Annotated in this window: 23 protein-coding genes; 11 read left to right on the top strand and 12 right to left on the bottom strand. The window is 71.5% G+C overall.

The window, feature by feature from the left end; translation table 11 throughout:
* Nucleotides 1-3: 3 nt before the first annotated feature.
* Genes ABT186_RS24190 through ABT186_RS24180 form a run of 3 tightly spaced genes read right to left on the bottom strand, consistent with a single transcriptional unit; the run spans nucleotide 4 to nucleotide 3673 of the window.
* Nucleotides 4-1740, bottom strand: a complete 1737-nt coding sequence (locus ABT186_RS24190; protein ID WP_351926793.1) for an L-aspartate oxidase — start codon at nucleotides 1738-1740, stop codon at nucleotides 4-6.
* Nucleotides 1737-2756 (bottom strand): pantoate--beta-alanine ligase, encoded by a 1020-nt coding sequence (panC, locus tag ABT186_RS24185; protein WP_351233348.1) that lies wholly within the window; start codon nucleotides 2754-2756, stop codon nucleotides 1737-1739. Before panC ends, ABT186_RS24190 begins: the two co-directional genes overlap by 4 nt.
* Complete coding sequence (locus ABT186_RS24180; protein ID WP_351233350.1) at nucleotides 2753-3673, bottom strand: Rossmann-like and DUF2520 domain-containing protein; 921 nt, start codon at nucleotides 3671-3673, stop codon at nucleotides 2753-2755. The genes panC and ABT186_RS24180 overlap by 4 nt, the downstream gene beginning before the upstream one ends.
* Before the next feature lie 173 nt (nucleotides 3674-3846).
* On the opposite strand from ABT186_RS24180, the gene ABT186_RS24175 reads away from it, so the two are divergent.
* The gene (locus tag ABT186_RS24175; protein ID WP_502973304.1) at nucleotides 3847-5109 is read left to right on the top strand and encodes a threonine aldolase family protein; all 1263 of its coding nucleotides are present in this window, start codon (nucleotides 3847-3849) and stop codon (nucleotides 5107-5109) included.
* An 82-nt stretch (nucleotides 5110-5191) separates the two neighbouring features.
* A complete protein-coding gene (locus ABT186_RS24170; protein ID WP_351233352.1) occupies nucleotides 5192-6298 on the top strand; it encodes a DUF5937 family protein in 1107 nt (368 codons plus the stop codon).
* Between the two features lie 3 nt (nucleotides 6299-6301).
* On the opposite strand, the gene ABT186_RS24165 is transcribed toward ABT186_RS24170, so the two are convergent.
* From ABT186_RS24165 to ABT186_RS24155, 3 genes are all read right to left on the bottom strand, one after another.
* The gene (locus tag ABT186_RS24165) at nucleotides 6302-6934 is read right to left on the bottom strand and encodes an AAA family ATPase (protein ID WP_351233353.1); all 633 of its coding nucleotides are present in this window, start codon (nucleotides 6932-6934) and stop codon (nucleotides 6302-6304) included.
* 45 nt (nucleotides 6935-6979) lie between these two features.
* Nucleotides 6980-7651, bottom strand: a complete 672-nt coding sequence (locus ABT186_RS24160; RefSeq protein ID WP_351233355.1) for a response regulator transcription factor — start codon at nucleotides 7649-7651, stop codon at nucleotides 6980-6982.
* A 74-nt stretch (nucleotides 7652-7725) separates the two neighbouring features.
* Nucleotides 7726-8931 (bottom strand): sensor histidine kinase, encoded by a 1206-nt coding sequence (locus ABT186_RS24155; RefSeq protein ID WP_351233357.1) that lies wholly within the window; start codon nucleotides 8929-8931, stop codon nucleotides 7726-7728.
* A 403-nt stretch (nucleotides 8932-9334) separates the two neighbouring features.
* On the opposite strand from ABT186_RS24155, the gene ABT186_RS24150 reads away from it, so the two are divergent.
* Nucleotides 9335-10360 (top strand): SAM-dependent methyltransferase, encoded by a 1026-nt coding sequence (locus ABT186_RS24150; protein WP_351233359.1) that lies wholly within the window; start codon nucleotides 9335-9337, stop codon nucleotides 10358-10360.
* Here ABT186_RS24150 and ABT186_RS24145 read toward each other — a convergent pair.
* Nucleotides 10325-11476 carry an NADH-quinone oxidoreductase subunit D gene (locus ABT186_RS24145; protein ID WP_351233361.1) on the bottom strand — a complete coding sequence of 384 codons (1152 nt, stop codon included), beginning with the start codon at nucleotides 11474-11476 and terminating at the stop codon, nucleotides 10325-10327. The two genes, ABT186_RS24150 and ABT186_RS24145, sit on opposite strands and share 36 nt — an antisense overlap.
* Here ABT186_RS24145 and ABT186_RS24140 point away from each other — a divergent pair.
* Nucleotides 11475-11996: a PH domain-containing protein gene (locus ABT186_RS24140; RefSeq protein ID WP_502973303.1), complete on the top strand. Its 522-nt coding sequence runs from the start codon at nucleotides 11475-11477 to the stop codon at nucleotides 11994-11996. The genes ABT186_RS24145 and ABT186_RS24140 overlap by 2 nt on opposite strands.
* A 32-nt stretch (nucleotides 11997-12028) precedes the next feature.
* Nucleotides 12029-13363, top strand: coding sequence for a PH domain-containing protein (locus tag ABT186_RS24135; protein WP_351926810.1), 1335 nt, complete (start codon nucleotides 12029-12031; stop codon nucleotides 13361-13363).
* A 93-nt stretch (nucleotides 13364-13456) separates the two neighbouring features.
* On the opposite strand, the gene ABT186_RS24130 is transcribed toward ABT186_RS24135, so the two are convergent.
* Nucleotides 13457-15091 (bottom strand): hypothetical protein, encoded by a 1635-nt coding sequence (locus tag ABT186_RS24130; RefSeq protein ID WP_502973302.1) that lies wholly within the window; start codon nucleotides 15089-15091, stop codon nucleotides 13457-13459.
* Between the two features lie 651 nt (nucleotides 15092-15742).
* Nucleotides 15743-16873, bottom strand: a complete 1131-nt coding sequence (locus ABT186_RS24125; protein WP_351236791.1) for an alpha/beta hydrolase — start codon at nucleotides 16871-16873, stop codon at nucleotides 15743-15745.
* 205 nt (nucleotides 16874-17078) lie between these two features.
* Between ABT186_RS24125 and ABT186_RS24120 the strand changes: the two genes are divergently transcribed.
* From ABT186_RS24120 to ABT186_RS24095, 6 genes are all read left to right on the top strand, one after another.
* Nucleotides 17079-18905, top strand: coding sequence for a phosphatidylglycerol lysyltransferase domain-containing protein (locus tag ABT186_RS24120; RefSeq protein WP_351236793.1), 1827 nt, complete (start codon nucleotides 17079-17081; stop codon nucleotides 18903-18905).
* Between the two features lie 248 nt (nucleotides 18906-19153).
* The gene (folP, locus tag ABT186_RS24115; RefSeq protein ID WP_351236795.1) at nucleotides 19154-20014 is read left to right on the top strand and encodes a dihydropteroate synthase; all 861 of its coding nucleotides are present in this window, start codon (nucleotides 19154-19156) and stop codon (nucleotides 20012-20014) included.
* Nucleotides 20011-20514 carry a nuclear transport factor 2 family protein gene (locus tag ABT186_RS24110; protein ID WP_351236797.1) on the top strand — a complete coding sequence of 168 codons (504 nt, stop codon included), beginning with the start codon at nucleotides 20011-20013 and terminating at the stop codon, nucleotides 20512-20514. The genes folP and ABT186_RS24110 overlap by 4 nt, the downstream gene beginning before the upstream one ends.
* A gap of 259 nt (nucleotides 20515-20773) precedes the next feature.
* The gene (gene folB / locus ABT186_RS24105; protein WP_351236799.1) at nucleotides 20774-21133 is read left to right on the top strand and encodes a dihydroneopterin aldolase; all 360 of its coding nucleotides are present in this window, start codon (nucleotides 20774-20776) and stop codon (nucleotides 21131-21133) included.
* Nucleotides 21130-21741, top strand: coding sequence for a 2-amino-4-hydroxy-6-hydroxymethyldihydropteridine diphosphokinase (gene folK / locus ABT186_RS24100; RefSeq protein WP_351236801.1), 612 nt, complete (start codon nucleotides 21130-21132; stop codon nucleotides 21739-21741). Before folB ends, folK begins: the two co-directional genes overlap by 4 nt.
* Nucleotides 21742-21820: 79 nt before the next feature.
* Nucleotides 21821-22309, top strand: coding sequence for a DUF3180 domain-containing protein (locus tag ABT186_RS24095; RefSeq protein WP_351236803.1), 489 nt, complete (start codon nucleotides 21821-21823; stop codon nucleotides 22307-22309).
* A gap of 36 nt (nucleotides 22310-22345) precedes the next feature.
* On the opposite strand, the gene folE is transcribed toward ABT186_RS24095, so the two are convergent.
* The 3 genes from folE to hpt form a co-directional block, all read right to left on the bottom strand.
* A complete protein-coding gene (folE, locus tag ABT186_RS24090; RefSeq protein ID WP_351236805.1) occupies nucleotides 22346-22951 on the bottom strand; it encodes a GTP cyclohydrolase I FolE in 606 nt (201 codons plus the stop codon).
* Between the two features lie 144 nt (nucleotides 22952-23095).
* On the bottom strand, nucleotides 23096-25123 hold the full coding sequence (ftsH, locus tag ABT186_RS24085) for an ATP-dependent zinc metalloprotease FtsH (protein WP_351236807.1): 2028 nt from the start codon (nucleotides 25121-25123) through the stop codon (nucleotides 23096-23098).
* Nucleotides 25124-25346: 223 nt separating this feature from the next.
* The gene (gene hpt, locus ABT186_RS24080) at nucleotides 25347-25907 is read right to left on the bottom strand and encodes a hypoxanthine phosphoribosyltransferase (RefSeq protein ID WP_351236975.1); all 561 of its coding nucleotides are present in this window, start codon (nucleotides 25905-25907) and stop codon (nucleotides 25347-25349) included.
* Nucleotides 25908-25978 lie beyond the last annotated feature (71 nt).

Raw genomic sequence — 25978 nt, 5'->3', positions numbered from 1 at the left:
CTGTCACTGCTCCTGGGGACGGTGCTGCTGCCGGGTCGGGGGGAAGTCTGCGGTGTCGGTGGTGCGTGCGGCCAGCGATCGGTCCGGATTCAGCCGTACGACGATATGGCGGCGCCAGGCGGTGTCGTCGCGCCCCGCGTGGTCCTCGCGCCAGTGGCAGCCGCGGGTCTCCTCGCGCTGGAGGGCGGCGGCGACCAGGACCCGGGCCACGCACAGGAGGTTGGTGGTCTCCCAGGTGTCGACGCCGGGCTCCGCGGTCTTGCCGTTCTCGTCGAGGGCGTCGCGCGCGTCGCTGTGCAGCCGCTGGAGCCGGTCGGCTGCCTCCCGCAGCGACTGCGCGGACCTGAGGACCCCGGCGCCGTCCGTCATGATCCGCTGGATCGTGAAGCGGTCCTCCGGGGCGAGCAGCGGGTGCTCGGGCTTCTCGGGGTGGGCGACGGGTTCCGGCACGCGCGCGTGGAGGCCGTCCTCCGCGTGGGCCCGCGCGATGTCGGCGGCGATCCGCTCGGCGTAGACCAGGCCCTCCAGAAGGGAGTTGGAGGCGAGCCGGTTGGCGCCGTGCACGCCCGTGCAGGCGACCTCGCCGCACGCGTACAGGCCCGGCACGGTCGTCCGGCCCTGGGAGTCGGTGCGCACGCCGCCGGAGGCGTAGTGGGCGGCCGGGGCGACCGGGACGGGCTCGGTGACCGGGTCGATGCCGTTCGCACGGCAGGCGGCGAGGATCGTCGGGAAGCGGTGCTCCCACATCTCGGCGCCGAAGTGGCGGGCGTCGAGGAACATGTGCTCGGCGTCCTGCTCCTGCATGCGGCGCATGATGGCCTTGGCGACGATGTCCCGGGGCGCCAGCTCGGCCAGCTCGTGCTGCCCGACCATGAAGCGCACACCGTCCGCGTCCACGAGGTGGGCGCCCTCGCCGCGCACCGCCTCGGAGACCAGCGGCTGCTGGCCCTCCGCGTCCGGGCCGAGGAACAGCACGGTCGGGTGGAACTGCACGAACTCCAGATCGCTGACCTCGGCGCCGGCGCGCAGGGCGAGCGCCACACCGTCGCCGGTTGACACCGACGGGTTGGTGGTGGCGGAGAAGACCTGGCCCATTCCGCCGGTCGCGAGGACCACGGCGGGCGCGTGCACGGCGCCCACGCCGTCGTGCTGGCCCTCGCCCATGACATGCAGGCTCACGCCCGCGGTGCGGCCTTCGGTGTCCGTGAGCAGGTCCAGGACCAGCGCGTTCTCGATGGTGCGCAGCCCACGCGCGCGTACCGCCTCGACGAGCGCCCGGGAGATCTCGGCACCGGTCGCGTCACCGCCGGCGTGCGCGATGCGCCGGCGGTGGTGGCCACCCTCGCGGGTGAGCTCGATGCCGCCCTCGTCGTCGGTGTCGAAGTGCGCGCCGGTGGAGATGAGCCGGCGTACGGCGTCGGGGCCCTCGGTGACCAGGATGCGCACGGCGTCCTCGTCGCACAGGCCGGCTCCCGCGACCAGGGTGTCGTCCAGGTGCTGTTCGGGGCTGTCGCCCTCGCCCAGGGCCGCCGCGATGCCGCCCTGCGCCCAGCGGGTGGAGCCGTCGTCGAGGCGGGCCTTGGTCACGACGACCGTCCTCAGTCCGGCGGCCTCGCAGCGCAGGGCCGCGGTGAGGCCGGCGACGCCGGAGCCGACGACCACGACGTCCGACGAGACGGACCATCCTGGGGCGGGTGCGTGCAGTCGTATGCCTGTGCTGGTGTGCCTGCGCTGGTTCACGAGGCGGCTCCGTGAGGGTCGACGGGTTCGGGGGCTCCGAAGGAGAGGGGGATGTTGTCGATGAGCCGGGTCGTCCCGACCCGGGCGGCGACGGCGAGGACCGCCTCACCGTTGAAGTCGTCGGGGATCTCGGTGAAGTCCGACGGGTCGACCAGGGCCAGGTAGTCCAGGACCAGCGGCGGTTCCTGGCGGGCGGCCTCGTCGAGGACGAGCCGGGCGGCGGCGCGGACGGCGGCGGGACCGCCGGGGACGGCCTTCGCGACCGCGTGCGCGTCGGCTGCGGCGCGCGACTCCCCTATCGCGCTGAGGGCCTCGGCACGCGCGTGCGTGGAGGGCACCTCGCGGGCACGCGCGCGCAGCGCCTCCTGCGCGGCGTGCCGGTCACGGCCCGCGAACAGAGCCCGGGAGAGAGCGAGCGCGGTGTGCCGCTCGTCGGCCGCGAGGTAGCGGTTGCGGCTGGAAAGGGCGAGACCGTCGTCCTCGCGCACGGTGGGCACGCCGACGATCTCCACGCCGAAGTTCAGGTCGCGCACCATCCGGCGGATCAGGGCGAGCTGCTGGGCGTCCTTCTGCCCGAAGAGGGCCGCGTCGGGGCGGGTGAGGTGCAGCAGCTTGGCGACGACGGTGAGCATGCCGTCGAAGTGGCCGGGGCGGAATGTCCCTTCGAGACGCTCGCCCATGGGGCCCGCGGTGATCCGCACCTGGGGTTCGCCGCCCGGGTAGACCTCGTCCGCCGAGGGGGCGAACACGACGTCCGCGCCGGCCTGTTCGGCGACCTTCAGGTCGGCGTCCAGGGTGCGCGGATAGCGGTCGAGGTCCTCGCCCTTGCCGAACTGCAGCGGGTTGACGAAGACGGTGACGACGACCTCGCCGTCCGGCCCGGCGATCTCGCGGGCGGCGCGGATCAGGGTGGCGTGGCCCTCGTGCAGCGCGCCCATGGTCATCACGACGGCACGGCGGCCGCGCTTCACGCGCGCGTGCAGTTCGTCGACGGTACGCATCAGGGCGGTGGTCATCGGGCGTCCCCTTCGGTCCCGTTGGCGAGTACCCCGAGAAGGTCTTCGGCCAGCTCCGGCTTGAGCAGTCCGTGGGCCAGGGCCCGGTCGGCGGTCGCGCGGGCCATCGCCAGATAGCCGGCCACGGTCTGCGGGGCGTGCCGGCGCAGCTCGGCGACGTGCGCGGCGACCGTGCCCGCGTCGCCGCGCGCGACAGGGCCCGTCAGGGCCGCGTCCCCGGAGCGCAGGGCGTTGTCGAGGGCGGCGCCCAGCAGCGGGCCGAGCATCCGGTCGGGGGCCTCGACGCCCGCGGCACGCAGCAGCTCCATGGACTGGGCGACCAGGGTGACCAGGTGGTTGGCGCCCAGAGCGAGGGCCGCGTGGTACAGCGGGCGCATCTCCTCGGCGATCCACTCGGGTTCGCCGCCCATCTCGATCACGAGTGCCTCGGCGGCCAGCCGCAGCTCCTCGGGGGCGGTGACCCCGAAGGAGCACCCGGCCAGGCGCTGGACGTCCACGGGAGTGCCGGTGAAGGTCATGGCGGGGTGCAGGGCGAGCGGCAGCCCTCCCGCGCGCAGGGCGGGGTCGAGCACCTTGGCGCCGTACCGCCCGGAGGTGTGCACGAGCAGCTGTCCCGGCCGTACGGCCCCGGTCTCTGCGAGACCCTCGACGAGTCCCGGCAGTGTGTCGTCCGGCACCGTCAGGAGGACCAGGTCGGCCCGCTGCAGTACCTCGGAGGGCGTCAGGATCGGCACGTCGGGGAGCATCAGGGCCGCACGTCGTCTGGAGGCGTCCGAGACCCCCGAGACGGCGACGGGACGGTGCCCGGCGAGCTGCAGCGACGCGGCGAGCGCCGGGCCGACCCGGCCGGCTCCGACCACGCCCACGGTGAGCCGCGCGGGGCGGTCCTTGGGGTCTGGCTGTTGGAATGTACTCACTCGACGGTGGCCTTCCGTTCCAGTCCGCTCGGGGTACCGGACGATTTCTCGTCATGTTAACGCAAACTGTCGACGGGCTGGACGGTTGTCCACAGGCTGTGGGTTTCCGCAGGTCGTGGTGGGTACGGAAATCAGGGTGCCGGGCGCGGTGGGCGCGCGGCATCATCCGGGGGATGACCACGAGGGCGGAGCGGGACATGGCGCGGACGGCGGGACCGGGCGGGGAGGCCTCGGCCGGGCAGGGCGGGGAGGCCTCGGCCGGGCAGGGCGGGGAGCGGCCGGCCCGGTCGCCGGAGGAGGAGCGGCGACGGCAGCGGGAGCGCCGGATCGCCGCCTACCGGGGCGCGGAGCGTGTCCTGGCGCGCCCCGGCTTCCTGGGCACGCTGCGGGAACGGCTGGCGCTGCTCGACGGCGCGCAGGACCTGTACGACCTGGACGAGTCGTCGGACATCTACGGCAACGGCGTCGTCGAGGCTCTGGAGGAGAAGGTCGCCGGGCTGCTCGGCAAGGAGGCCGCCGCCTTCTTCCCGACGGGCACGATGGCCCAGCAGGTCGCCCTGCGCTGCTGGGCGGGACGTACCGGCGACCCGACGGTCGCCCTGCATGCGCTGGCCCACCCCGAGGTCCATGAACGGAACGCGTTCAGCCAGGTCAGCGGCTTGCGCCCGGTCCGGGTGACGAGCGAGCCGCGACAGCCGACCGCCGACGAGGTGCGCGACTTCGAAGAGCCCTTCGGGACGCTGATGCTCGAACTGCCCCTCAGGGACGCCGGTTTCGTGCTGCCCTCCTGGGAGGAGCTGTGCGAGGTGGTGGAGGCCGCGCGCGAGCGGGACGCGGTCGTGCACTTCGACGGCGCGCGCCTGTGGGAGACCACGGTCCACTTCGGCCGCCCGCTGGACGAGATCGCGGGCCTCGCGGACAGCGTCTACGTGTCGTTCTACAAGTCCCTCGACGGCTTCGGGGGCGCGGCGCTCGTCGGCCCGAAGACGCTCGTCGACGAGGCGAAGGCCTGGCGGCACCGGTACGGCGGCATGGCGTTCCAGCAGTTCCCCACGGTGCTGTCGGCCCTCGCCGGTCTGGAGCGGGAACTGCCCCGGCTGCCGGACTACGTGCGCCACGCGCGCGTGGTGGCCGCCGCGCTGCGCGAGGGGTTCGCGGCGGCCGGGGTGCCGTGGACGCGCGTACACCCCGGGGAGCCGCACACGCACGACTTCCAGGTGTGGCTGCCGTACGACGCAGGTGTCCTCGGGAAGACCGCCATCAGGCAGGCCGAGGAGACCGGCACCCTCCTGTTCGCCCACGCCTGGGACCGCGGCGGCCCGGACCTGGCCTTCACCGAGGTCTATGTACGGGCTGCCGGGCTGGAGTGGACGGCCGACGACGTGAAGGCGGCGGTGACCGAGTTCGTGGCGCGGCTGCCGGGGGCCGGTGGCTGAGGCGGTTCGGCGGCCCGGGTTCGATTGACGGCCACCGTCAATCGTCGGCGGCGTTGTCAGTGGCGGGGTGCACCATGAGGTCATGAGCGTGGACATCGACATCACCGGTCTGCGGCGGGAGAGGGTCGCCGTGGTGCCCTCTCCGCTGGCCGAGCTCGGGATGGCCCTGCACGCGCTGTCCGAGCCCGGCCACCATCCCGGGCTGCAGGGCTGGGCGACCGGCGTGACCGCCGGCCTCGACTCGCACCTCGCCGACCGGATGTGCGAGGCCGATTTCCTGTGGCGTACGACGTTCTCGGACCTCTTCCTGCCCTGTGCGGGCCTGCCGGGCCGGGACACGCTCCCCGGTGCCACGCTCGCCGAGGAGCTGGACCTGCTGGACAAGCTCAGCGACGAGCAGTTCGTGGACGCGGCGCTGGAGTTCACCTGCGCGCTGCCGTACGGCGCCCCGGGCCCCGACGCGCTCACCGACGCCGAGGCCCGCCGGCGCGCTCTGGAACTGGCCGCCGCACGCGGACCGCAGCAACTGCGGTTCAGCGAGCGGCTGCTGGCCGACCCGCCGCGGACCCGGGCCTGGCTGCGGCAGTTCCTGGAGGACTGCGACGCGGCGTTCTTCGCGGACACCTGGTCGCGGCTGAGTCACCAGCTGGCGGCGGACGCCCGCCACAAGACGGACCTCCTGCGGCGCAGGGGCCTGGCCGAGGCGCTGGCGTCGGTGTCGCACGCGGTGGCGCTCGACGAGGAAGCGGGCCGCATCACCGTCGACAAGCTCGGCGAGGGCCGCACCGCCACGGCGGGCGGCGGACTGCTGTTCGTCCCCACCAGTCTGGGATGGCCTCACCTGATGGTGCTGTACCGGTACGGCTGGCAGCCGGTGCTGCACTACCCGGTCCGCTCCCCTGAGCTGTCGGCGCCGCCGTCGCTGGAGCAGCTGACCCTGCGGATGGCCGCCCTGTCCCACCCGGTACGGATGCGCATGTGCCGCCATCTGGCCCGCAGCGCGTACACCACGGGTGAGCTGGCCCGGGTCCACGGCATGACGGCCCCGGAGATATCCCGGCACCTGGCCGCCCTGAAGAAGGCGGGCCTGCTCACCACCCGCCGCCGCGGCCGGTACGTCCTGCACCAACTGGACGTGACCGTGGTGGCCCGGCTGGGCAGCGACTTCCTGGAAGCGGTACTCAGGTAACCGTCAGTCGAACCGGATGTGCTGGAACCCGACCTTCGCCTGCCGCAGCCGGTTCCGCAGCGCACTCTCGTTGTTGGGGCGAAGCGTCAGCCCGGCCAGCACGGCGATCCGGTCCGCCGTCTTGGGCACCGTCGAGTGGTCCGTCCACAGATGCTCGGCGAACTCCGGCTCCCGCAGCCGCTCCAGGCAGTGGTCGAGCTGCTGGACGGCCCAACTCTCCCTGCGCAGTGGGGCGTCCTTCCCGGCGACGTACTGAAGGAGGTGCCCGAAGCCGCGTTCCCGCAGTCGTTTCAGTACCGTCGCGCGCTCGGCGAGGAGCGCGAAGTGGCGTACGTCATGGCCCAGTTCGCGCAGCCGGCCGACCGTGTCCTCGAAGCAGACGGAGTCCGTGACCGTCATCGGGGCGATGACCACGCCATCGTGCTTGCTCAGCGCCAGATCGAGGACCTCGACCACACCCTGCCGCCAGGACACCAGGTCCTGGAAGTTGCCTCGCAGTTCGGGCGGCAGCATGCGGCGCAGGCCGAAGCCGGCGTGTTCCGGGTCGCAGATGACGCTGCCGGGCAGGCGTCGCTGGATCTCGTGTGCGGTCTGTGTCTTGCCGCCCCCGAAGGGGCCGTTGATCCACAGGAGCATGCGCCGACCCTAGTGGGTGCCGGTCACATGGAGGTCACCGTTGACTCAACCGTGCCCGCCCGCCCGTACCAGACCCGTCTCGTACGCGAGGACGACCACCTGCACCCGGTCCCTGAGTCCCAGTTTCGTCAGTATGCGGCCCACATGGGTCTTCACGGTCGCCTCGGACAGCACGAGCCGGGCCGCGATCTCGCCGTTGGACAGGCCCTGGGCGACCAGCACCATGACCTCGCGCTCGCGGTCGGTGAGCCGTTCCAGCTCCTTGTGCCGGGGTTCCGTGGTGCCGCCGGGCAGCATCGGCGCGAACCGGTCGAGGAGACGGCGGGTGGTGGAGGGCGCGACCACGGCGTCGCCACTGTGCACGGAGCGGATGGCGGCGAGGAGTTCGCCGGGCGGCACATCCTTGAGCATGAAGCCGGAGGCGCCCGCCTTCAGCCCGGAGAAAGCGTACTCGTCGAGGTCGAAGGTGGTCAGGATGAGCACCTTCGGCGGGTTGGGCTCGGCGCAGATGCGGCGGGTGGCCTCCACGCCGTCCAGCTTCGGCATGCGCACGTCCATGAGGACCACGTCGACCGCGGTGGAGCGCAGCACCTGGAGGGCCTCGACGCCGTCGCCCGCCTCCGCCACGACCTCCATGTCCGGCTGGGCGGCGAGCACCATCCGGAACCCGGTGCGCAGCAGCACCTGGTCATCGACGAGCATCACGCGGATCGGCATGGCGGGGGTCCTCCGGTCGGCCTTCGGTCGGTGGGTCGGGTCGTGTCATGGGCGGTCGGGCAGGGGTGCACGTGTCAGTGGGCCGGTTTCAGCGGCAGCAGGACGCTGATGCGGAAGCCTCCTCCGGGGCGCGGTCCCGCGTCCAGCGTGCCGCCGACCATCCCGACGCGCTCCCGCATGCCGATCAGTCCATGGCCCTGGCCGTCGGCGCCGCCCTCCTCGTACAGCTCGTGCGGGGCGCCCTTGCCGTCGTCCTCGACGAGCAGTCCGAGACCGTCGTCGAAGTACACCAACCGTACGCTCGCACCCGCATTCGGGCCCCCGTGCTTGCGGGTGTTGGTGAGAGCCTCCTGGACGATGCGGTACGCCGTCAGCTCCACTCCGCTGGGCAGCGGGCGCGGGGTGCCCTCCACCTTGAAGTCGACCGGCAGGCCTGCGGTGCGGCACTGCTCGACGAGCTCGTCGATCTGCTCGACGTCGGGCTGCGGAACGTACTCACCGGCCTCCTTGTGCTCGCCGGTGCGCAGCACGCCGAGCAGGCGGCGCATCTCGGCGAGGGCCTGGCGGCCGGTCCCGGAGATCGTCTCCAGGGCCTTCTTCGCCTGGTCGGGGGCGGTGTCGAGGACGTATGCGGCACCGTCGGCCTGCACCACCATCACCGAGACGTTGTGGGCGACCACGTCGTGCAGCTCGCGGGCGATACGGGCACGCTCGGCGGCCACGGCGACCTTGGCCTGAGCCTCACGCTCCTTCTCCAGCCGGGCGGCGCGCTCCTCCAGCTGGGCGAGGTAGGCGCGGCGGGTGCGCAGGGAGTCGCCGAGGACCCAGGCGAGGGCGAAGGGCACCGTCTGGAAGACGGCGATCGCGACGTTGCCCAGGGGACTCGACTGGTGTTCCGTCCAGCGCGTCACTGAAAGGGCTCCGGCGCACAGACCGGCGACCAGGCCGACGCGCGAGGCCCAGCGGGCACCGTCCGCGGCGACCGTGTAGATGATCACCAGCATGGCGAAGTCGGCGATCAACGGCTGCTGGTCCAGGACCAGCTGCGTGACTCCCATCGCGGCGGCCAGGAGGAGCATCTTCTCCGGCATCCGGCGGCGCAGCGCTACGACCACGGACAGGACGGCGGAGATCGCGAGCCCCACGGGGAGCGATCCGTGATAGTTCCGCGCCCTTTCAAGGTTCGTCACACTCACGCAGGAGAGCCCGAACAGGACGACGGCCCAGAAGCTGTCGACCCACGTCGGGTGTCTGCGGAGGAAGTCATAGAGGCGCTGCACGTAACCCAGCGTAGGGAAGCGTGATGTGTGCAGGGGTCAACCGGAGGGCCGATCCGCGCGGAGCGGGCATACTCCGCAAGGTGGATGCTCCATGATCCCGAACGGTGAGGGGGCTGCCGGACGGGATCGCACGGGAGCCGCCGGGGCCTGGGCTGTGCAGAGCGGTTGCGCGCGCCACGCCCGGGGCGCGTACCGCAGGTGCGGGTCGCCCGGGGCGCCCTCCCTCCTGCCGTCCGCGCCCCGCCCCGGCCGGCCCAGGGCCTGCCTTTCGGATCAGCTCGGCGTCGCGGACCCTGGCACGCACTCCCCCAGAGGGGGGACCCCATGACCACGCTCGGCTGGGCCGCAAGGCACCGCCCCCATCGGCCAACCTGATCCGAAAGACAGACCCTAGCCTGGCCCCGTGACGCACAAGGCGAACGGCGAGTGGCGCGGATGGCGGGCGGCGGCCCAGGAGGCGCTGTACGGGGCGAACGGGTTCTACCGCGGGCCCGAGGGACCCGCGGCGCACTTCCGTACATCCGTGCATGCCTCGCCGCTCTTCGCCGTCGCCGTGGCGCGGCTGCTGTGCCGGGTCGACGAGGCGCTGGGACGGCCGGCCGAGCTGGCGTTCGTGGACATGGCGGCCGGCCGGGGCGAACTGGCCGCCGGTGTCCTCGACGCGCTGCCCCCGGACGTCACGGCCCGTACGCGCGCGTACGCGGTCGAGATCGCCGATCGCCCCGAGGGTCTGGATTCACGGATCGAGTGGCTCGGCAAGCCCCCGGAGGGGATCACCGGGCTGCTGTTCGCGAACGAGTGGCTGGACAACGTGCCGGTCGAGGTCGCGGAGGCCGGCTCCGACGGCGTGCCCCGGCTGGTCCTCGTACGGGAGGACGGGGCCGAGCGCCTCGGGGAGCCGGTCGCGGGCGCGGAGGCCCGGTGGCTGGAGCGCTGGTGGCCGCTGTCCGCCGAGGGGTGCCGCGCCGAGATCGGCCTGCCCAGGGACACCGCCTGGGCCGCCGCCGTCGCCACCGTCGACCGCGGGCTCGCCGTCGCCGTCGACTACGCGCACAGCGCGGACGCCCGGCCGCCCTTCGGGACGCTCACCGGATTCCGCGCGGGCCGGGAGACCGCGCCCGTGCCGGACGGCTCCTGCGACATCACGGCGCATGTGGCGCTGGACGCGTGCGCCCTGCCGGGGGCGCGCCTGCTGACCCAGCGCACGGCCCTGCGCGCCCTGGCAATCACCGGCGCACGCCCCCCGCTTGCGCTCGCATCCACGGACCCCGCCGGATACGTACGCGCCCTCGCACACGCCGGAGCCGCCGCCGAACTCACAGCGCCCGGCGGCCTCGGCGACTTCGGCTGGCTGCTCCAGCCCGTCGGCATCCCCGACGCGCCGCTCGGGGGGCTACTTGTCGATGTCCCCGACCACGAAGAACATTGACCCCAGGATCGCCACCATGTCCGCGACCAGCGTCCCCGGCAGCAGCTCGGTCAGCGCCTGGATGTTGTTGTACGAGGCCGAGCGCAGCTTCAGCCGGTACGGGGTCTTCTCACCCTTGCTGACCAGGTAGTAGCCGTTGATGCCGAGCGGGTTCTCGGTCCAGGCGTACGTGTGGCCCTCGGGCGCCTTCAGCACCTTCGGCAGGCGCTGGTTGATCGGCCCGGGAGGCAGCTCGGCCAGCCGGTCCAGGCAGGCATCGGCCAGGTCGAGCGCGATGTGCGTCTGCTCCAGGAGGCACTCGAAGCGGGCCAGACAGTCGCCCTCACGCCGGGTGACGACCTTGAGGGTGTCCTGGAGCTCCCCGTATGCCAGGTACGGCTCGTCGCGGCGCAGGTCGAAGTCCACGCCGGAGGCACGCGCGATCGGCCCGCTCACGCCGTACGCATGCACGGTCTCCGGTGTGAGGACGCCCACGTCCCGGGTGCGCCCGCGGAAGATCTCGTTGCCGAGCACCAGGTCGTCGAACCGGTCCATGCGGGAGCGCACGTCCGAGACGGTGGTACGCGCGCGTGCGGTCCAGCCCGCGGGCAGGTCCTCCTTGAGGCCGCCGACGCGGTTGAACATGTAGTGCATGCGCCCGCCGGAGATCTCCTCCATGACGTTCTGGAGTTCCTCCCGCTCCCGGAAGGCGTAGAACACCGGCGTGATGCCACCCAGCTCCAGCGGATAGGAGCCGAGGAACATCAGATGGTTCAGGACCCGGTTCAGCTCCGCGAGCAGCGTGCGCATCCACACCGCCCGCTCGGGGACCTCCATGCCGAGCATCCGCTCCACGGCAAGGACCACGCCCAGCTCGTTGGAGAAGGCGGAGAGCCAGTCGTGGCGGTTGGCAAGCATGATGATCTGGCGGTAGTCGCGCGCCTCGAAGAGCTTCTCCGCGCCGCGGTGCATATAGCCGATGACCGGCTCCGCACTCTTGATCCGCTCGCCGTCCAGCACGAGCCGCAGCCGCAGCACGCCGTGCGTGGACGGGTGCTGGGGCCCGATGTTGAGCACCATGTCGGTGCTTTCCGCGGCGCCGCCGATCCCGACCATGGTCTCCGTCGTAGGAGTCATGGACACAGTCTCTCGTACGTACCCTTGCGGCATGGAAACGGGGACTGTGGAGGGCGCCGAGCCCGTCTGGACGGGGCTGCCGCCGGGCCTGCTGCGGATGCGACGGCTGTTGCTGGTGGTGTGGCTGGGACTGCTCACTCTCGTGGTGGGACTGCTTCCGGGTCTGCTCGCCGGACCCGCCTGGGCGCTGTTCGCGCTGCTCCCGCTGGCCACGCTGCTGTGGGGCTGGGTGCTGCTCGGCCGCAACTGGCGCTCCTGGCGGTATGCCGAGCGGGCCGACGACCTGCTGATCAGCCGCGGGGTGCTGTGGCGCGAGGAGACCGTGGTGCCGTACGGGCGCATGCAGCTCGTCGAGGTCACCTCCGGGCCGGTCGAACGGCACTTCGGGCTGGCCAGCGTCCAGTTGCACACCGCGGCCGCGAGGACGGACGCCACCATCCCGGGCCTCGACCCGGCCGAGGCGGAACGGCTGCGGGACCGGCTGACCGAACTGGGCGAAGCCCGATCGGCGGGGCTGTGAGCACGCCCGACGCACAGCCCGGCACGCCCGGCATCGAGGAGGGGCAGGTCGCGGACGGGCAGATCGCGCAGGGACCTGAGGTCACCGAGCGGCGGCTGCACCCCGTGACCCCGTTCCGGCGGGCCTGGGCGCCCGTCGCCGTGATCGCCGGCTGGGCCGTGCACGACCCCGGCCAGGCCCAGGAACAGCTGACGAGGCTGACCACGACCGCACTCCTCACAGGGCTCGCGATACTCGTCCCGGCCGCCTCCCTGTATGGCTTTCTGAGCTGGTGGTTCACGCACTTCGCGGTGACCGACACCGAACTGCGCATCCGCACGGGCCTGCTGTTCCGCCGCACCGCCCACATCCGGCTCGACCGGCTGCAGGCCGTCGACGTCACCCAGCCGCTGCTGGCCCGGGTCGCAGGCGTCGCCAAGCTCAAACTCGACGCCATAGGAACGAACAAGAAGGACGAACTCGCCTATCTGGGCGAGGGTGAGGCCCGCGCCCTGCGCGCCGAACTCCTCGCCCGCGCGGCCGGTTTCGCGCCCGAGACGGCACGCGATGTGGGCGAGGCGCCCGTACGGCAGCTGCTGCGCGTGCCACCGGGCGAGCTGGCCCTGTCCCTCCTCCTCATCGGCGCCACCTGGACTTCGCTGCTCGGCGCCCTCGCCGTATCGGCGCTGGTGTGGTTCGGCACGCACAGCGTGGGGGCGCTGCTCGCCACCGGGCTGCCGTTGCTCGGCGGAGCGGCCACGAGGAGCGTGGGGCAGTTCGTCCGTGCGTACGACTGGACGCTGGGCGAATCGCCGGACGGGCTCCGCATCGACCACGGGCTGCTCGACCGCGCCCATGAGACCGTGCCGCCCGGGCGGGTGCAGACCGTACGCATCGTGGAGCCGCTGCTGTGGCGGCGGTTCGGCTGGGTGCACGTCCGGCTGGACGTGGCGGGCTCGTCCAACTCGGTGCTGATGCCGGTCGCCCCGCGCGCGGTCGCCGAGTCGGTGATCGCACAGGTACTGCCCGGGGTGACCGTGCCCGCGTCCCTGTCCCGGCCGCCACGCCGCGCGGGCTGGTGCCTGCCGCTGTGGTGGCGCGGCCACGGACTGGCCGTCACCGACACCGTCTTCGCCGCCCGGCACGGCCTGTTGCGCCGCACCCTGTCGCTGGTACCGCATGCGAAAGTGCAGAGCGTACGGCTGTCGCAGGGGCCGTGGGAGCGGTTCAGGCGGGTCGCCGACGTCCATGTGGACACCGGCGCGAACAAGACGGTGACAGCGCGCCTGCGGGACGCCGAGGAGGCGGCGGCGCTGCTGTACGCACAGGCGGACCGGTCGCGCACGGGCCGGCGGGACGCCCGGCCGGAGCGGTGGATGGCCTCGTAGACGGGGCCGGAGAACGGTGAGGGGCGGCGGCACGTCGTGTGCCGCCGCCCCTGCGCGTACGTCGACCGGGCGCTGACCCGGCGTCGGCCGGGCTCAGGACGCCGCGGTACGCAGCCCCTGGATGTTGATCTGTTCCGTCTCGTCGTGGGCCGTCAGGTCGATGACCTGGCCGGCGCCGGCGGGGAGCGTCTGCGGGTCCGCGGGCCCGGAGCCCGACTCGGACTCCGCCTTGTGCTCCGCGAGCGCCTCCTGGCCGACGACGTCCGCGAGGTCCTCGTTCTGCATGGTCTCGAGGGCCTCCTGCGACTTCTGTGTGCCGAAGAAGTCGAAACCGCCCTCGACGGCCGGGCGCCGCCGCGGAGCCGGCGGTACGACGGCCACGGCGGTCGGCACGGTGAAGTGCCCGGTGGCATGGGCCGGCTTGGTGACGGCCGGCAGGGACTGCTGTGCGGTCGGGGCGGCCGCGTGCTCCTGCCCGGCGACCGCCGCGGGCTTCCCCTCGGCCTCGCCCTCCTCGCCGTAACCGCCCTCCCGGGCGTCGGACTCGGGGGCGCCGGCCTCGGGGGCGTCGGGCTCGGCGGGGCTCCGCTTCCCGCCGCCGTTGCCGGGGCCGCCCTCCGTCGGGAAGGTCTGCGCGGCAGTCGCGGAGGTCCCGGGAGCCTTACCGGCGTCACCCCGAGCGGGTCCGCCATGAGCGGCGGTGTCCGTCGGGTCCATGGCTGCGTGCTCCTCGGCGGACGCGGTCGCCCCGGTCTCGTCGTCGTCCTCCGCGGACACGGTCGTGCCGGGCCCGTCGCCGTCGCCGTCGCCGTCCTCCGTGGACGTGCTCTGCTGCGCCTCGTCGGTGTCCTCCACGGAAACGGTCGTCTCCGCAGCCTCGTTCTCGGCCTCGGCCTCGTTCTCGGCCTCGGCCTCGTTCTCGGCCTCGGTCTGGGCCTCGGCCTCGGTCTGGGCCTCGGCCTCGGTCTGGGCCTCGGCCTCGGTCTCCTCGGCCGGGTCCGCCTCCTCCTGCTCCTCGACGCCACCCTCCGCGGCGAGCCGCGCCAGCGCCGAGTCGGCCCGCAGGAAGAGCGCGGAGCCCTCCGGGGAGAACACCCGGGGAGTCGACTCCCCGGTCTCGGCGTCCTTCTCCCGCCCGGCGGTGACCGAGGGAGCCACGTCCCCGGCGTCCCGCACATCCGCGGCCGCAGCCACGTTCTCGGCAGTGTCCGCCGTCTTCCGCGCACCGGGCGCGTCCGAGTCCGCCGCGGGCAGCGCCCGCGGCCCCGGAACCGTCGCCTCTATCTCCAGCAGGCGGCGGCCCTCCAGGGCGCTCGCGCGCTCCGTCTCCGCTGTGGCGTACCGCCGCAGCAGCGCCGCGTGTTCGTTGCGCAGCTTCGCCAGCTCGGCGCGCTTGGCCCGCAGCTTGTGCTCCAGCTTGGTGCGCAGCTCGCGCGACTCCTCGAGGTCGGTCTCCAGTTCGGCGACCCGCTCCTCGTGGCGCCACTCGTCGTTCGCTCGCGCGCGCGTGAGGTCGGCGACGCGTTTGCCCGCGGCCACGTCCCAGCGGCGCATGATGACCGCACCAAGGACCGTCGTCACCGCGGCACCCGCGGCCAGCCCACGGAGCACCAGCGGCTCCGCGAACAGCCAGGGCCCCGCGGCGCAGACGACCGAGACGCCGGCGATCACCGAAGAGGGCAGCAGTCTGTGCAAGGGAGGGGAATGGCGGTGACGTCCACGTGGCATGGCCAGAAACTTACCGCGCGTAGGCGAATGATGGTGCCCCGGCTGGTAAAAACACAGCCACCCCGAAGTCTTCAGGGGCCTCGGGAGCACCGGAAACGGAAGATGCGCCTCCCAAATCCGGCGCATTCCCTTCGGTCGCGGATACGCCGTGGCCGCCCGAGCGTGCCGGCAGCCGCCCTGCCAGCCCCTTCCCGGGCTCAGCAGCGGCCTTCGGAAGCCGCCAGACATCCTGCAAGATCATTTCTGTCGGGCACCGGGAACTCGGCCCGAGGCCTTCGCCGCACCCGCGCCGAAAGGGATCCGATGGCGCGCCACCCGGCGAATTCCGGACCCGCCCGGCGACAACGCCGAGGCGGGGGGGGGCCGCCCGGGGCGGGCCGCCCGCGGGGGGGGGGGGGGTACGGGGGGGGGCCCCCCCGGGTGGCCCGCCCCCCCGCGGGGGGGGGGGCCCCCCCCACACAGCCCCGGCGCCCCCCGCGACCCCCGCCCCGCGGCCCCCCCCCCCCCCGCCCCTCCTGGGCCCGGTGCCCCCCCCCCCGGCCCATTCCCGCCCCCCCCCGCCCCCCCCCCCGCGCCCCCCGGCTCCACCATGGAGCCGGCCGCCTTCGGATTGCGCGGAATTCCGCGCGGCGCCGCCGCGTATTCGCCCGCTCAGCGGTCGCTGAGCCGCCCGCTCATCCACTGCAGCGCACCCGGGATCTCCCGCAGCCACGTGTTGAAGTTGTGACCGCCGCTGTCGAGGATGAGCGACGAGATCCTGGTCAGCTTGTTGGCCCGCACCTGCTGGATGAACTTGAGCGTGTCCTTGTAGTGGTACTCGCCGTGCTTGCTGCTCGTGACCAGCAGCGAGGTGTTGGGCGCCGGCATGTGCTTGAGGCACCACATCAGGTCGGCGTGGTTCTTCAGCTGCTTGTTCTTGTGGAAGAGGTCGCCTGTGGTCGGGTCGATCGGCGCCTTGTAGTACGGCGACAGACCCGCCGCGGCGGCATAGACGTCCGGGTGGTGCGTCGCGAACTTCAGCGCGCAGTAGCCGCCCGTGGAATCGCCGATGACGCCCCAGCCGACGGGGCTCGCGCCCACCCTCTTGTAGTGGGACCGGACCGCGTCGGGGAGGTCCTTGGTGAAGAACGTCTCGACCTGCGGCCCGCCCGGGACGTCCACGCACTCCGTGTCCCGCGGCGGCACCACGGTGGGCCGCAGCATCACCAGGATCATCGGCTGCATCTTGCCCTGCTTGGACAGCTCGTGCGCCGTCTGCGGGTATTTCAGCCCCTTGATGAGCGCCGCGGCCGTACCCGGATAGCCGGTGAGGACGACGCCCACCGGGAACGACCGCGTGCGGAACGCCGGCTGGAAGTACTCCGGCGGCAGGTAGACGAACGCGGGCGTGGCGATATGGGTCTTCGGCCCGAATATGGTGACTCTCTGAATCTGGCCGCCGATCTGCGGCTGCGCGCCGCCCGACACGTTCACCGTCTGTGTGCCGACCACCTGGAGAGGGCCGCCGCTCGCTCCCGCGGCACCGTTGTCGACGACCACGCCCTGTCCAGTGTCCTGACCGAACAGATCGGACCAACTGGCGTAGAACCCGAAGGCCTGGTTGGCGGCAAGACCGACCGACGCGAAGATCGCCAGCTGGGTGGCGAACATCAGACCGACGCGGCCGCTGACGGCCCGCCAGTTGCGTCGCGCGAATCTCGGCCAGTACCACACCGTGCCGGCGAACAGCAGCACGGCGAACACGACCGCCAGAACCAGCACTTTGTTGCTCGTGAGACCCATGGGCTCTCTTCCGTCTGCGCTTTCCGCCATGGGGCAAGCCCTCGCACTTTCGCGAGGGCTTGCCCCGAACTTTCCTTCGGCTTTGAACCGGCTTTGTGATGGGGAGTGAACCTCTCTCCCCGAGACACCGTCCTAGAGGGCGCAATGTCGCCGGATGCCCTGATCGGCACCGGACTCAAGGTCTCTCGCAGAACTACGGGATGCGATGTCTGTCAGGATAGATGGGGAAAAGTCAGGTGAGGTTCCGGAGCGGTCTGTGGTGCGGCGCATACTGCGCGGCCCTCGCCCGGAAGCCGTTCCCACGCTGATCGCCAGGGCCTGCACGCTCGTGGGAGTCCTGGACATTGCCGCGGGCGTGTTCCCGCGCTTCCGGCACAGCCGCATGCACCGCATCGCAGAGGTCCTGCCGGGCTCGCTCGGTCCGTTCGCGGCGGCCCTGTCGCTGAGCGCCGGCGTCCTCCTGCTGCTCCTCGCGCACGGACTGCGGCGGCGCAAACGACGCGCGTGGCGCGCGGCGGTGACACTCCTTCCGGCAGGTGCCGTGGGTGAGTACGTCTACCGCCACTCGATCGTCGGCACTCTCATCTCGCTTGCGCTGCTGGTACCGCTGGTGCGTCACCGGAGCGAGTTCGAGGCCCTGCCCGACCCGCGCAGCCGCTGGCGCGCGCTCGCCAACTTCATCCTCATGGGCGCCGGGTCCCTGGGCCTCGGTCTGATCATCGTCAGCGTCCACCCGCACCGCATGGTCGGCAACCCGAGCCTGTCCGACCGCATCGAGCACGTCCTGTACGGCCTCTTCGGCTTCGAGGGCCCGGTCGACTACACCGGCAACGCCTCCTGGACGGTGGGCTTCTCGCTCGGCGCGCTCGGCCTGCTGACCGCCGTCACCACGATCTACCTGGCCTTCCGGCCCGAACACCCGGCCGCCCGGCTCACCGAGGAGGACGAGGCACAGCTGCGCGCCCTGCTGGAGAAGCACGGCGCCCGCGACTCCCTCGGCCACTTCGCGCTCCGCCACGACAAGGCGGTCGTCTTCTCGCCCAGCGGCAAGGCGGCGGTCACGTACCGCGTCGTGTCGGGCGTGATGCTGGCCAGCGGCGACCCCATCGGCGACGTGGAGGCCTGGCCCGGCGCCATCGAGCGCTTCATGGACGAGGCGAAGGCCCACTCCTGGACCCCCGCGGTCGTGGGCTGCTCGGAGACGGGCGGCGAGGTGTGGACCCGTGAGACCGGCCTGGACGCCCTCGAACTGGGTGACGAGGCGGTGGTGGACGTCGCGGATTTCTCTCTCACCGGGCGCGCGATGCGCAACGTGCGCCAGATGGTGAAGCGCATCGAGCGCGCGGGTTACGAAACCCGGGTACGGCGCATCCGTGACCTCGGCGAGGGCGAACTGGAACGCATACGGCGCGCGGCCGAGGACTGGCGCGGCACCGACACCGAACGGGGCTTCTCCATGGCGCTCGGTCGCGTCGGCGACCCGTCCGACGGTGACTGCCTGATCGCCACGGCCCACAAGGCGGACGAGGAGGCCGGCCCGTACGGCGACCTGAAGGCAATCCTGCACTTCGTGCCGTGGGGCCCGGACGGGGCCTCCCTCGACCTGATGCGCCGGGACCGCTCCGCCGACCCGGGCATGAACGAACTGCTGATCGTGGCCGCCCTCCAGGCCGCCCCGAAGTTCGGCATCGCACGCATCTCCCTGAACTTCGCGATGTTCCGCTCGGCGCTCGCGCGCGGCGAGAAGATCGGCGCAGGCCCGGTGCTGCGCGCGTGGCGGGGCCTGCTGGTCTTCCTCTCCCGCTGGTTCCAGATCGAGTCCCTGTACAAGTTCAACGCGAAGTTCCAGCCGCGCTGGGAGCCGCGCTTCATGGTGTACGCCTCCTCCCGCGACCTCCCGCGCATCGGCCTCGCGGTCATGCAGGCGGAGGGCTTCGTGAACCTGGCCCTGCCGTCCTTCCTCCGCCGCAAGGCCCCCGTCCAGCGCCCATGCGCCCACACGGTGGCGGAACACGGGGTGCGGGCCGCGTGAACCGGGCCCGCAACCATGGGCGAGCCCGAAAACAATGAGCCAGGCCCGAAAACAATGAGCCGGACCTGAGCGAAACAGAGTCACACCACGGACAGGCCTGAGCGAGGGCCCGACCCGCCCAGCCCGGGGTCCCCGCTCAGGCCGCACGTCCCTCCGCCCCCAGCGGCCCACAGGCCCCCACTCGGGATGCGACACCGACTGCCGCGCACGAGCCGAACACGGGGCCGCCGGGGGCCTACGCTGAACGTATGAGCACGAAGACCGGGCGTGGCCACGTGACAGGCCTTCCGACATGGGACCGCTGCGCTGTCATGGGGGTGGTCAACGTCACCCCCGACTCCTTCTCCGACGGCGGCCGCTGGTTCGACACCACCACCGCCGTCAAGCACGGCCTCGACCTGGTCACCGAGGGCGCCGACCTCGTCGACGTCGGCGGCGAGTCCACCCGCCCCGGCGCGACCCGCGTCGACGAGTCCGAGGAGCTCAGGCGCGTCATCCCCGTCGTCCGCGGCCTCGCCTCCGAAGGCGTCACGATCTCCGTCGACACCATGCGCGCCTCCGTCGCCGAAAAGGCCCTCGCCGCCGGCGCCGCGCTCGTCAACGACGTCAGCGGCGGCCTCGCCGACCCCGCGATGATCCCGGTCGTCGCGGCCGCCGGCGCCCCCTTCGTGGTCATGCACTGGCGCGGCTTCCTGGAGGGCGGCAACGTCAGGGGTGCCTACGAGAACGTCGTCACCGAAGTCGTCGACGAGCTCCACGCGCGCGTGGAGGCCGTTCTGGAGGGCGGTATCGCCCCCGACCGGATCGTCGTCGACCCCGGACTCGGCTTCTCCAAGGAGGCCGAGCACGACCTCACGCTGCTCGCCCACCTCGACCGCCTGCACGCCCTGGGCCACCCCCTGCTGGTCGCCGCCTCCCGCAAGCGGTTCCTGGGACGCGTCCTGGCAGGCCCGGAGGGCGCGCCGCCCCCGGCGCGCGAACGCGACGCCGCCACGGCCGCCGTCTCCGCGCTCGCGGCCCAGGCCGGCGCATGGGCCGTACGCGTGCACGAGGTCCATGCGACAGCGGACGCCGTACGCGTCGCACGCGCCATCGAAGGAGCCCGGTGAGCACCGCCCACACGGACGTCGAACAGGTCGAACAGGCGAACACGGCCTTCTACGAGGCGATGGAGCGCGGTGACTTCGAAGCGCTGTCCTCGCTCTGGCTGACGCCCTCCGACCTGGGCGTCGACGAGGAGTACCACGACCCGGCGGACGCCGGCGTGATCTCCTGCGTCCACCCCGGCTGGCCCGTACTGACCGGCCGCGGCGAGGTCCTGAGGTCCTACGCGCTGATCATGGCGAACACCGACTACATCCAGTTCTTCCTCACCGACGTCCACGTCTCCGTGACCGGCGACACCGCCCTGGTGACCTGCACCGAGAACATCCTCAGCGGCGGCCCGGCCCCCGACGAGGGCGACGAACTGGGTCCGCTCGTCGGCCAGCTGGTGGTTGCCACGAACGTGTTCCGTCGCACCCCCGAGGGCTGGAAACTCTGGTCGCACCACGCCTCCCCCGTCCTGACCGAGAACGATGACGAAGAGGACGAGGACTCCCCGGCATGAGTGGGTGGCGGCCCCTCGCGAATGGGTAGGCGGCTCGTAGTGGTCGGAATCACCTACTCCTGAGTAGCCGGCGGCTCACCGGCCGATGAGCCGCCGTGTTCCCCAGGGAGAACGCCCGATGAACCCTCCCGCCGTCACACGGGCGCGCGCCCCGATGAGCGAACGCCGTCAGTGCCCGCAGGTAGATTCATTCGAGGCTGGTACGCCGACCGCACTCGGTGAGTACCCGCCGCTACCGACGATTGCAGGAGTGATTCGCGTGGATCGTGTCGCGCTTCGCGGCCTGAAGGCCCGCGGGCACCACGGTGTGTTCCCCAAGGAGCGCGAGGAAGGCCAGACCTTCATCGTGGACCTCGTCATGGGCCTGGACACCCGACCAGCAGCGGCCGACGACGATCTGTCGAAGACCGTGCACTACGGCGTCGTGGCGGAGGAGGTCGTGGCCCTGGTCGAAGGAGAGCCCGTCGACCTGATCGAGACGCTCGCCGAGCGCATCGCCCTCTCCTGCCTCAAGCACGCCCCCGTCCGGGAGGTCGAGGTCTGCATCCACAAACCGGACGCACCGATCACCGTTCCCTTCGACGACGTGACCGTCACCATCACCCGGAGCCGAGTATGACCGCCTACTTCAACGGGGGTCACAGCGACCCGACCGTACAGCCGGTGCCCGCGTCCGTGGTCGAGAAGGTGGACGCGGCCGACACGACCCTGCAGAACCCGAAACGGGCCGTGATCTCCCTCGGCTCGAACCTGGGCAACCGCCTGGAGAACCTCCAGGGCGCGATCGACGCCCTCGAGGACACACCCGGCGTCCGGGTCAAGGCGGTCTCGCCCGTGTACGAGACGGAGCCGTGGGGCGTGGAACCGGGCAGCCAGCCCGCGTACTTCAACGCGGTGGTCGTCCTGAAGACCACCCTGCCCCCCTCCTCGCTCCTCGAGCGGGCACACGCCGTGGAGGAGGCCTTCCACCGAGTGCGGGACGAACGCTGGGGGGCGCGCACCCTCGACGTGGACATCGTTTCGTACGCGGAGGTCGTCTCCGACGACCCGGTCCTGACCCTCCCCCACCCGCGCGCCCATGAGCGGGCCTTCGTCCTCGCCCCGTGGTACGACCTGGACCCCCAGGCCCTGCTCCCCGGCCGCGGCCCGGTGGCCGACCTGCTCGCCGTCGTCACCCGCAACGGCGTCACGCCCCGGGCCGACCTGGAACTCCGGCTGCCCGAGTAGTCGTTAAGGTCTACCGGGCCGGGATCTTCCCCGCTCCATGACCTTGTACGGGCGACCGTCGGGCTGACGAAGGGACATCGTGAAAGAGCTGCGCATCAGGACGCTGGCAGCGGTGTTCGTGGTGGCCGGAGTGCTGTCCTGGGCGGGCGCCCGCCTGTGGAACGCGGTGGGCACGCTGCCCCGGGTCCCCCTGGCCGCGCCCATCGTCCTCGCCCTGATCGCCGTGGTCCTGCTGTCCACGGCCCTCTCCCTCCGCGCCCGCCTCAAGGCCCAGCGGGAGCGCCGCCCCGGGGCCAAGGGAGTCGACCCGCTGATGGCGGCCCGCGCGGTCGTCTTCGGCCAGGCAAGCGCCCTGGTCGCGTCGCTGGTCGCCGGCATGTACGGCGGCGCGGGCGTCTTCCTCCTGGGATCCCTGGACATCCCCACCCGCCGCGACCAGGCCATCTACGCCGGCTTCTCGGTCCTGGCAGGCATCGCGGTCATAGCGGCGGCGTTCTTCCTGGAACGGGTCTGCAAACTCCCGGAGGACGACGACGACCACGACGGCGGGACAGCACCGGTTTCGTGACGGCTACGGCCGCGCGGTGCTGCGAAGGCGCGAGACTCAGCGCGCCATGATGAGGCTCATCGCCTCGTTGCGTGTGGCCACGTCCCGCAGCTGACCGCGGACCGCCGAGGTGAGCGTCTTCGCGCCGGGCTTGCGGATGCCGCGCATCGACATGCACATGTGCTCGCACTCGATCACGACGATCACACCGCGCGGCTCGAGGATCTCCATCAGCGAGTCGGCGATCTGCGTCGTCAGACGCTCCTGCACCTGCGGCCGGCGGGCGAAGACGTCCACGAGCCGGGCGAGTTTGGACAGACCCGTGATCTTGCCGCTGGTGGACGGGATGTAGCCGACATGCGCCACACCCCTGAACGGGACCAGATGATGCTCACACGTTGAGAACACCTCGATGTCCTTCACAAGCACCATCTCGTCGTGACCGAGGTCGAACGTCGTCGTCAGGACGTCCGCGGGCTTCTGCCACAGGCCGGCGAATATCTCGCGGTACGCCCGGGCCACCCTCCCCGGCGTCTCGCGCAGCCCCTCCCGGTCCGGGTCCTCACCGACCGCGAGAAGCAGCTCTCGTACGGCGTTCTCGGCTCGTTTCTCGTCGAACTCGCCGATCGTTCCCTCGCCGTCCAGCGTCACCGGGTCGGTCATCTGTGCCTCGTTCCTGCGCCTGTGACGCGTACGGATCTCGCGTCTCATCAGCGGCCCTACGGAAATGCCGCGCCCCCCAGGCTAAAACCCTGGGGGGCGCGGCAGAAATCCCGGGCCTGGTGAGGGCCTCGGGAGAGCTGTGATTCAGCTCTCGCGGCGGTCCTCCGCAGCGGTCTCCGTGGTCGGGAGGGACTCCGTCGCGTTGGCGATCGCCGGGGTGGCGCCGTTGGCTCCGTTCGTCAGTGCGAGCTCCTTCGGGGAGAGCACCGGCGGGCGGGTGGACGGCGTGCGGCGGGAGGAACCGGTCCAGGCGGGCCGCGGCGGGCGCTTGACGATGGGGGCGAAGATCTCGGCGATCTCCTCCTTGCCCAGTGTCTCCTTCTCCAGCAGCGCGAGCACCAGGCTGTCGAGGACGTCGCGGTTCTCGACCAGGATCTCCCAGGCTTCGTTGTGCGCGTTCTCGATGAGCTTCTTGACCTCTTCGTCGACGAGCGCTGCGACCTCTTCCGAGTAGTCGCGCTGGTGAGCCATCTCACGTCCGAGGAACGGCTCGGTGTTGTCGCCGCCGAACTTGATCGCGCCGAGGCGCTCGGTCATGCCGTACTGCGTGACCATGGCCCGTGCGGTCGAGGTCGCCTTCTCGATGTCGTTCGCGGCGCCCGTGGTCGGGTCGTGGAAGACGAGCTCCTCGGCCGCGCGGCCGCCCAGCATGTAGGCCAGCTGGTCCAGCATCTCGTTGCGCGTCGTGGAGTACTTGTCCTCGTCCGGGAGCACCATCGTGTAGCCGAGGGCGCGGCCGCGGGACAGGATCGTGATCTTGTGGACCGGGTCGGAGTTGGGCGAGGCCGCCGCGACCAGGGCGTGACCGCCCTCGTGGTACGCGGTGATCTTCTTCTCCTTGTCCGACATGATCCGGGTCCGCTTCTGCGGGCCCGCGACCACGCGGTCGATCGCCTCGTCCAGCATCTGGTTGTCGATCAGCTTGCGGTCGCTGCGGGCCGTGAGCAGCGCCGCCTCGTTCAGCACGTTCGACAGGTCCGCGCCGGTGAAGCCGGGGGTGCGGCGGGCGACGGCCGACAGGTCGACGTCCGGGGCGACCGGCTTGCCCTTCTGGTGGACCTTGAGGATCTCCAGACGGCCCTGCATGTCGGGGCGGTCGACCGCGATCTGACGGTCGAAGCGGCCGGGGCGCAGGAGGGCCGGGTCGAGGATGTCGGGGCGGTTCGTGGCGGCGATGAGGATCACGCCGCCCTTGACGTCGAAGCCGTCCATCTCGACGAGCAGTTGGTTCAGGGTCTGCTCGCGCTCGTCGTGACCGCCGCCGAGGCCGGCGCCGCGGTGGCGGCCGACCGCGTCGATCTCGTCGACGAAGACGATCGCCGGGGCGTTCGCCTTGGCCTGCTCGAACAGGTCACGGACTCGGGAGGCACCGACACCGACGAACATCTCGACGAAGTCGGAACCCGAGATCGAGTAGAAGGGGACGCCCGCCTCGCCGGCGACGGCGCGCGCGAGCAGCGTCTTGCCCGTACCGGGAGGCCCGTACAGGAGCACGCCCTTGGGGATCTTGGCGCCGACGGCCTGGAACTTGGCCGGCTCCTGGAGGAACTCCTTGATCTCCTGGAGTTCCTCGACCGCCTCGTCCGCGCCTGCGACATCCGCGAACGTCGTCTTCGGGGTGTCCTTGGTGATGAGCTTCGCCTTGGACTTCCCGAAGTTCATGACCCGGGAGCCGCCGCCCTGCATCTGGTTCATCAGGAACAGGAAGACGACCACGATGAGGACGAAGGGCAGCAGGGAGAGCAGGATGCCGACGAAGGGGTTCTGCTTGGACGGCGAGACCGTGTAGCCCTTCGGGATCTGCTTGTTCTGGTACTTGTCCTGCAGGGTGTTGGCCAGGGTCACGCCCTGGTCGCCGATATAGCTCGCCTGGATCTTGTCGCTGCCGTCGACCTTTTCGCCGTTCTTGAGCGAGACCTTGATGATCTGCTCGTCGCCGGTGGTCAGCTTGGCCTGCTCGACCTTGTTGTCATTGATCGCCTGGACGACCTGGCCGGTGTCCACCGTTTTGTAGCCGCCGGAGGAGCCGACGACCTGCATCAACACGACCACGGCAAGGACGGCCAGCACGATCCACATGACCGGCCCACGGAAGTATCGCTTCACGTCCATCCATACGGAGCGGTGCCGCCCCGTCCCTCCTGCCATAGTGAGTTTGATAAAAACAGTTCTTCTGACGGTACCCCAGGATTGTCACCCGCAGCCGCAGGGGACTGGTGGCAATACCGTCCACGCATGCTCCAACGGCGCTGAACCCGCTCGGGTTCCCGAACGTCTTAACAAAGAACGGAACCCGGGTCCGGCCGCCGTGGACGGCGGCCGGACCCGGGGAGGTTCAGCCGCCGTAGACGTGGGGCGCGAGCGTACCGACGAACGGGAGATTGCGGTACTTCTCCGCGTAGTCGAGGCCGTAGCCCACGACAAATTCATTCGGGATGTCGAAGCCGACCCACTCGACGTCGATGGCGACCTTGGCGGCCTCGGGCTTGCGCAGCAGCGTGCACACCTTGAGGGAGGCGGGCTCGCGGGAGCCGAGGTTGGAGATCAGCCAGGACAGCGTCAGACCGGAGTCGATGATGTCCTCGACGATCAGGACGTGCTTGCCCTTGATGTCGGTGTCGAGGTCCTTGAGGATCCGTACGACGCCGGAGGACTGGGTGCCCGCGCCGTAAGAGGACACGGCCATCCAGTCCATGGTGAGGGGGGTGGACAGCGCCCGGGCGAGGTCGGCCATGACCATCACCGCGCCCTTGAGAACTCCGACGATCAGCAGGTCCTTGCCCGCGTACTCCGCGTCGATCTTCGCGGCCAGCTCGGCCAGCTTCGCGTCGATCTCTTCCTTGGTGATGAGCACCTGCTTGAGGTCGGCACCCATGTCTTTCCCGTCCACCCGCATCACTTTCGGTCGTCCCGCCGCTTTGGTTGCTCGCTCGCCCTCGGGGCGCCCTCGGGTTCGCTCGCGTGGGG

This window comes from Streptomyces sp. NPDC001634 (genome assembly GCF_040298185.1).
Classification (GTDB): domain Bacteria; phylum Actinomycetota; class Actinomycetes; order Streptomycetales; family Streptomycetaceae; genus Streptomyces.
This window is presented reverse-complemented; position numbering and strand designations above follow the sequence as displayed.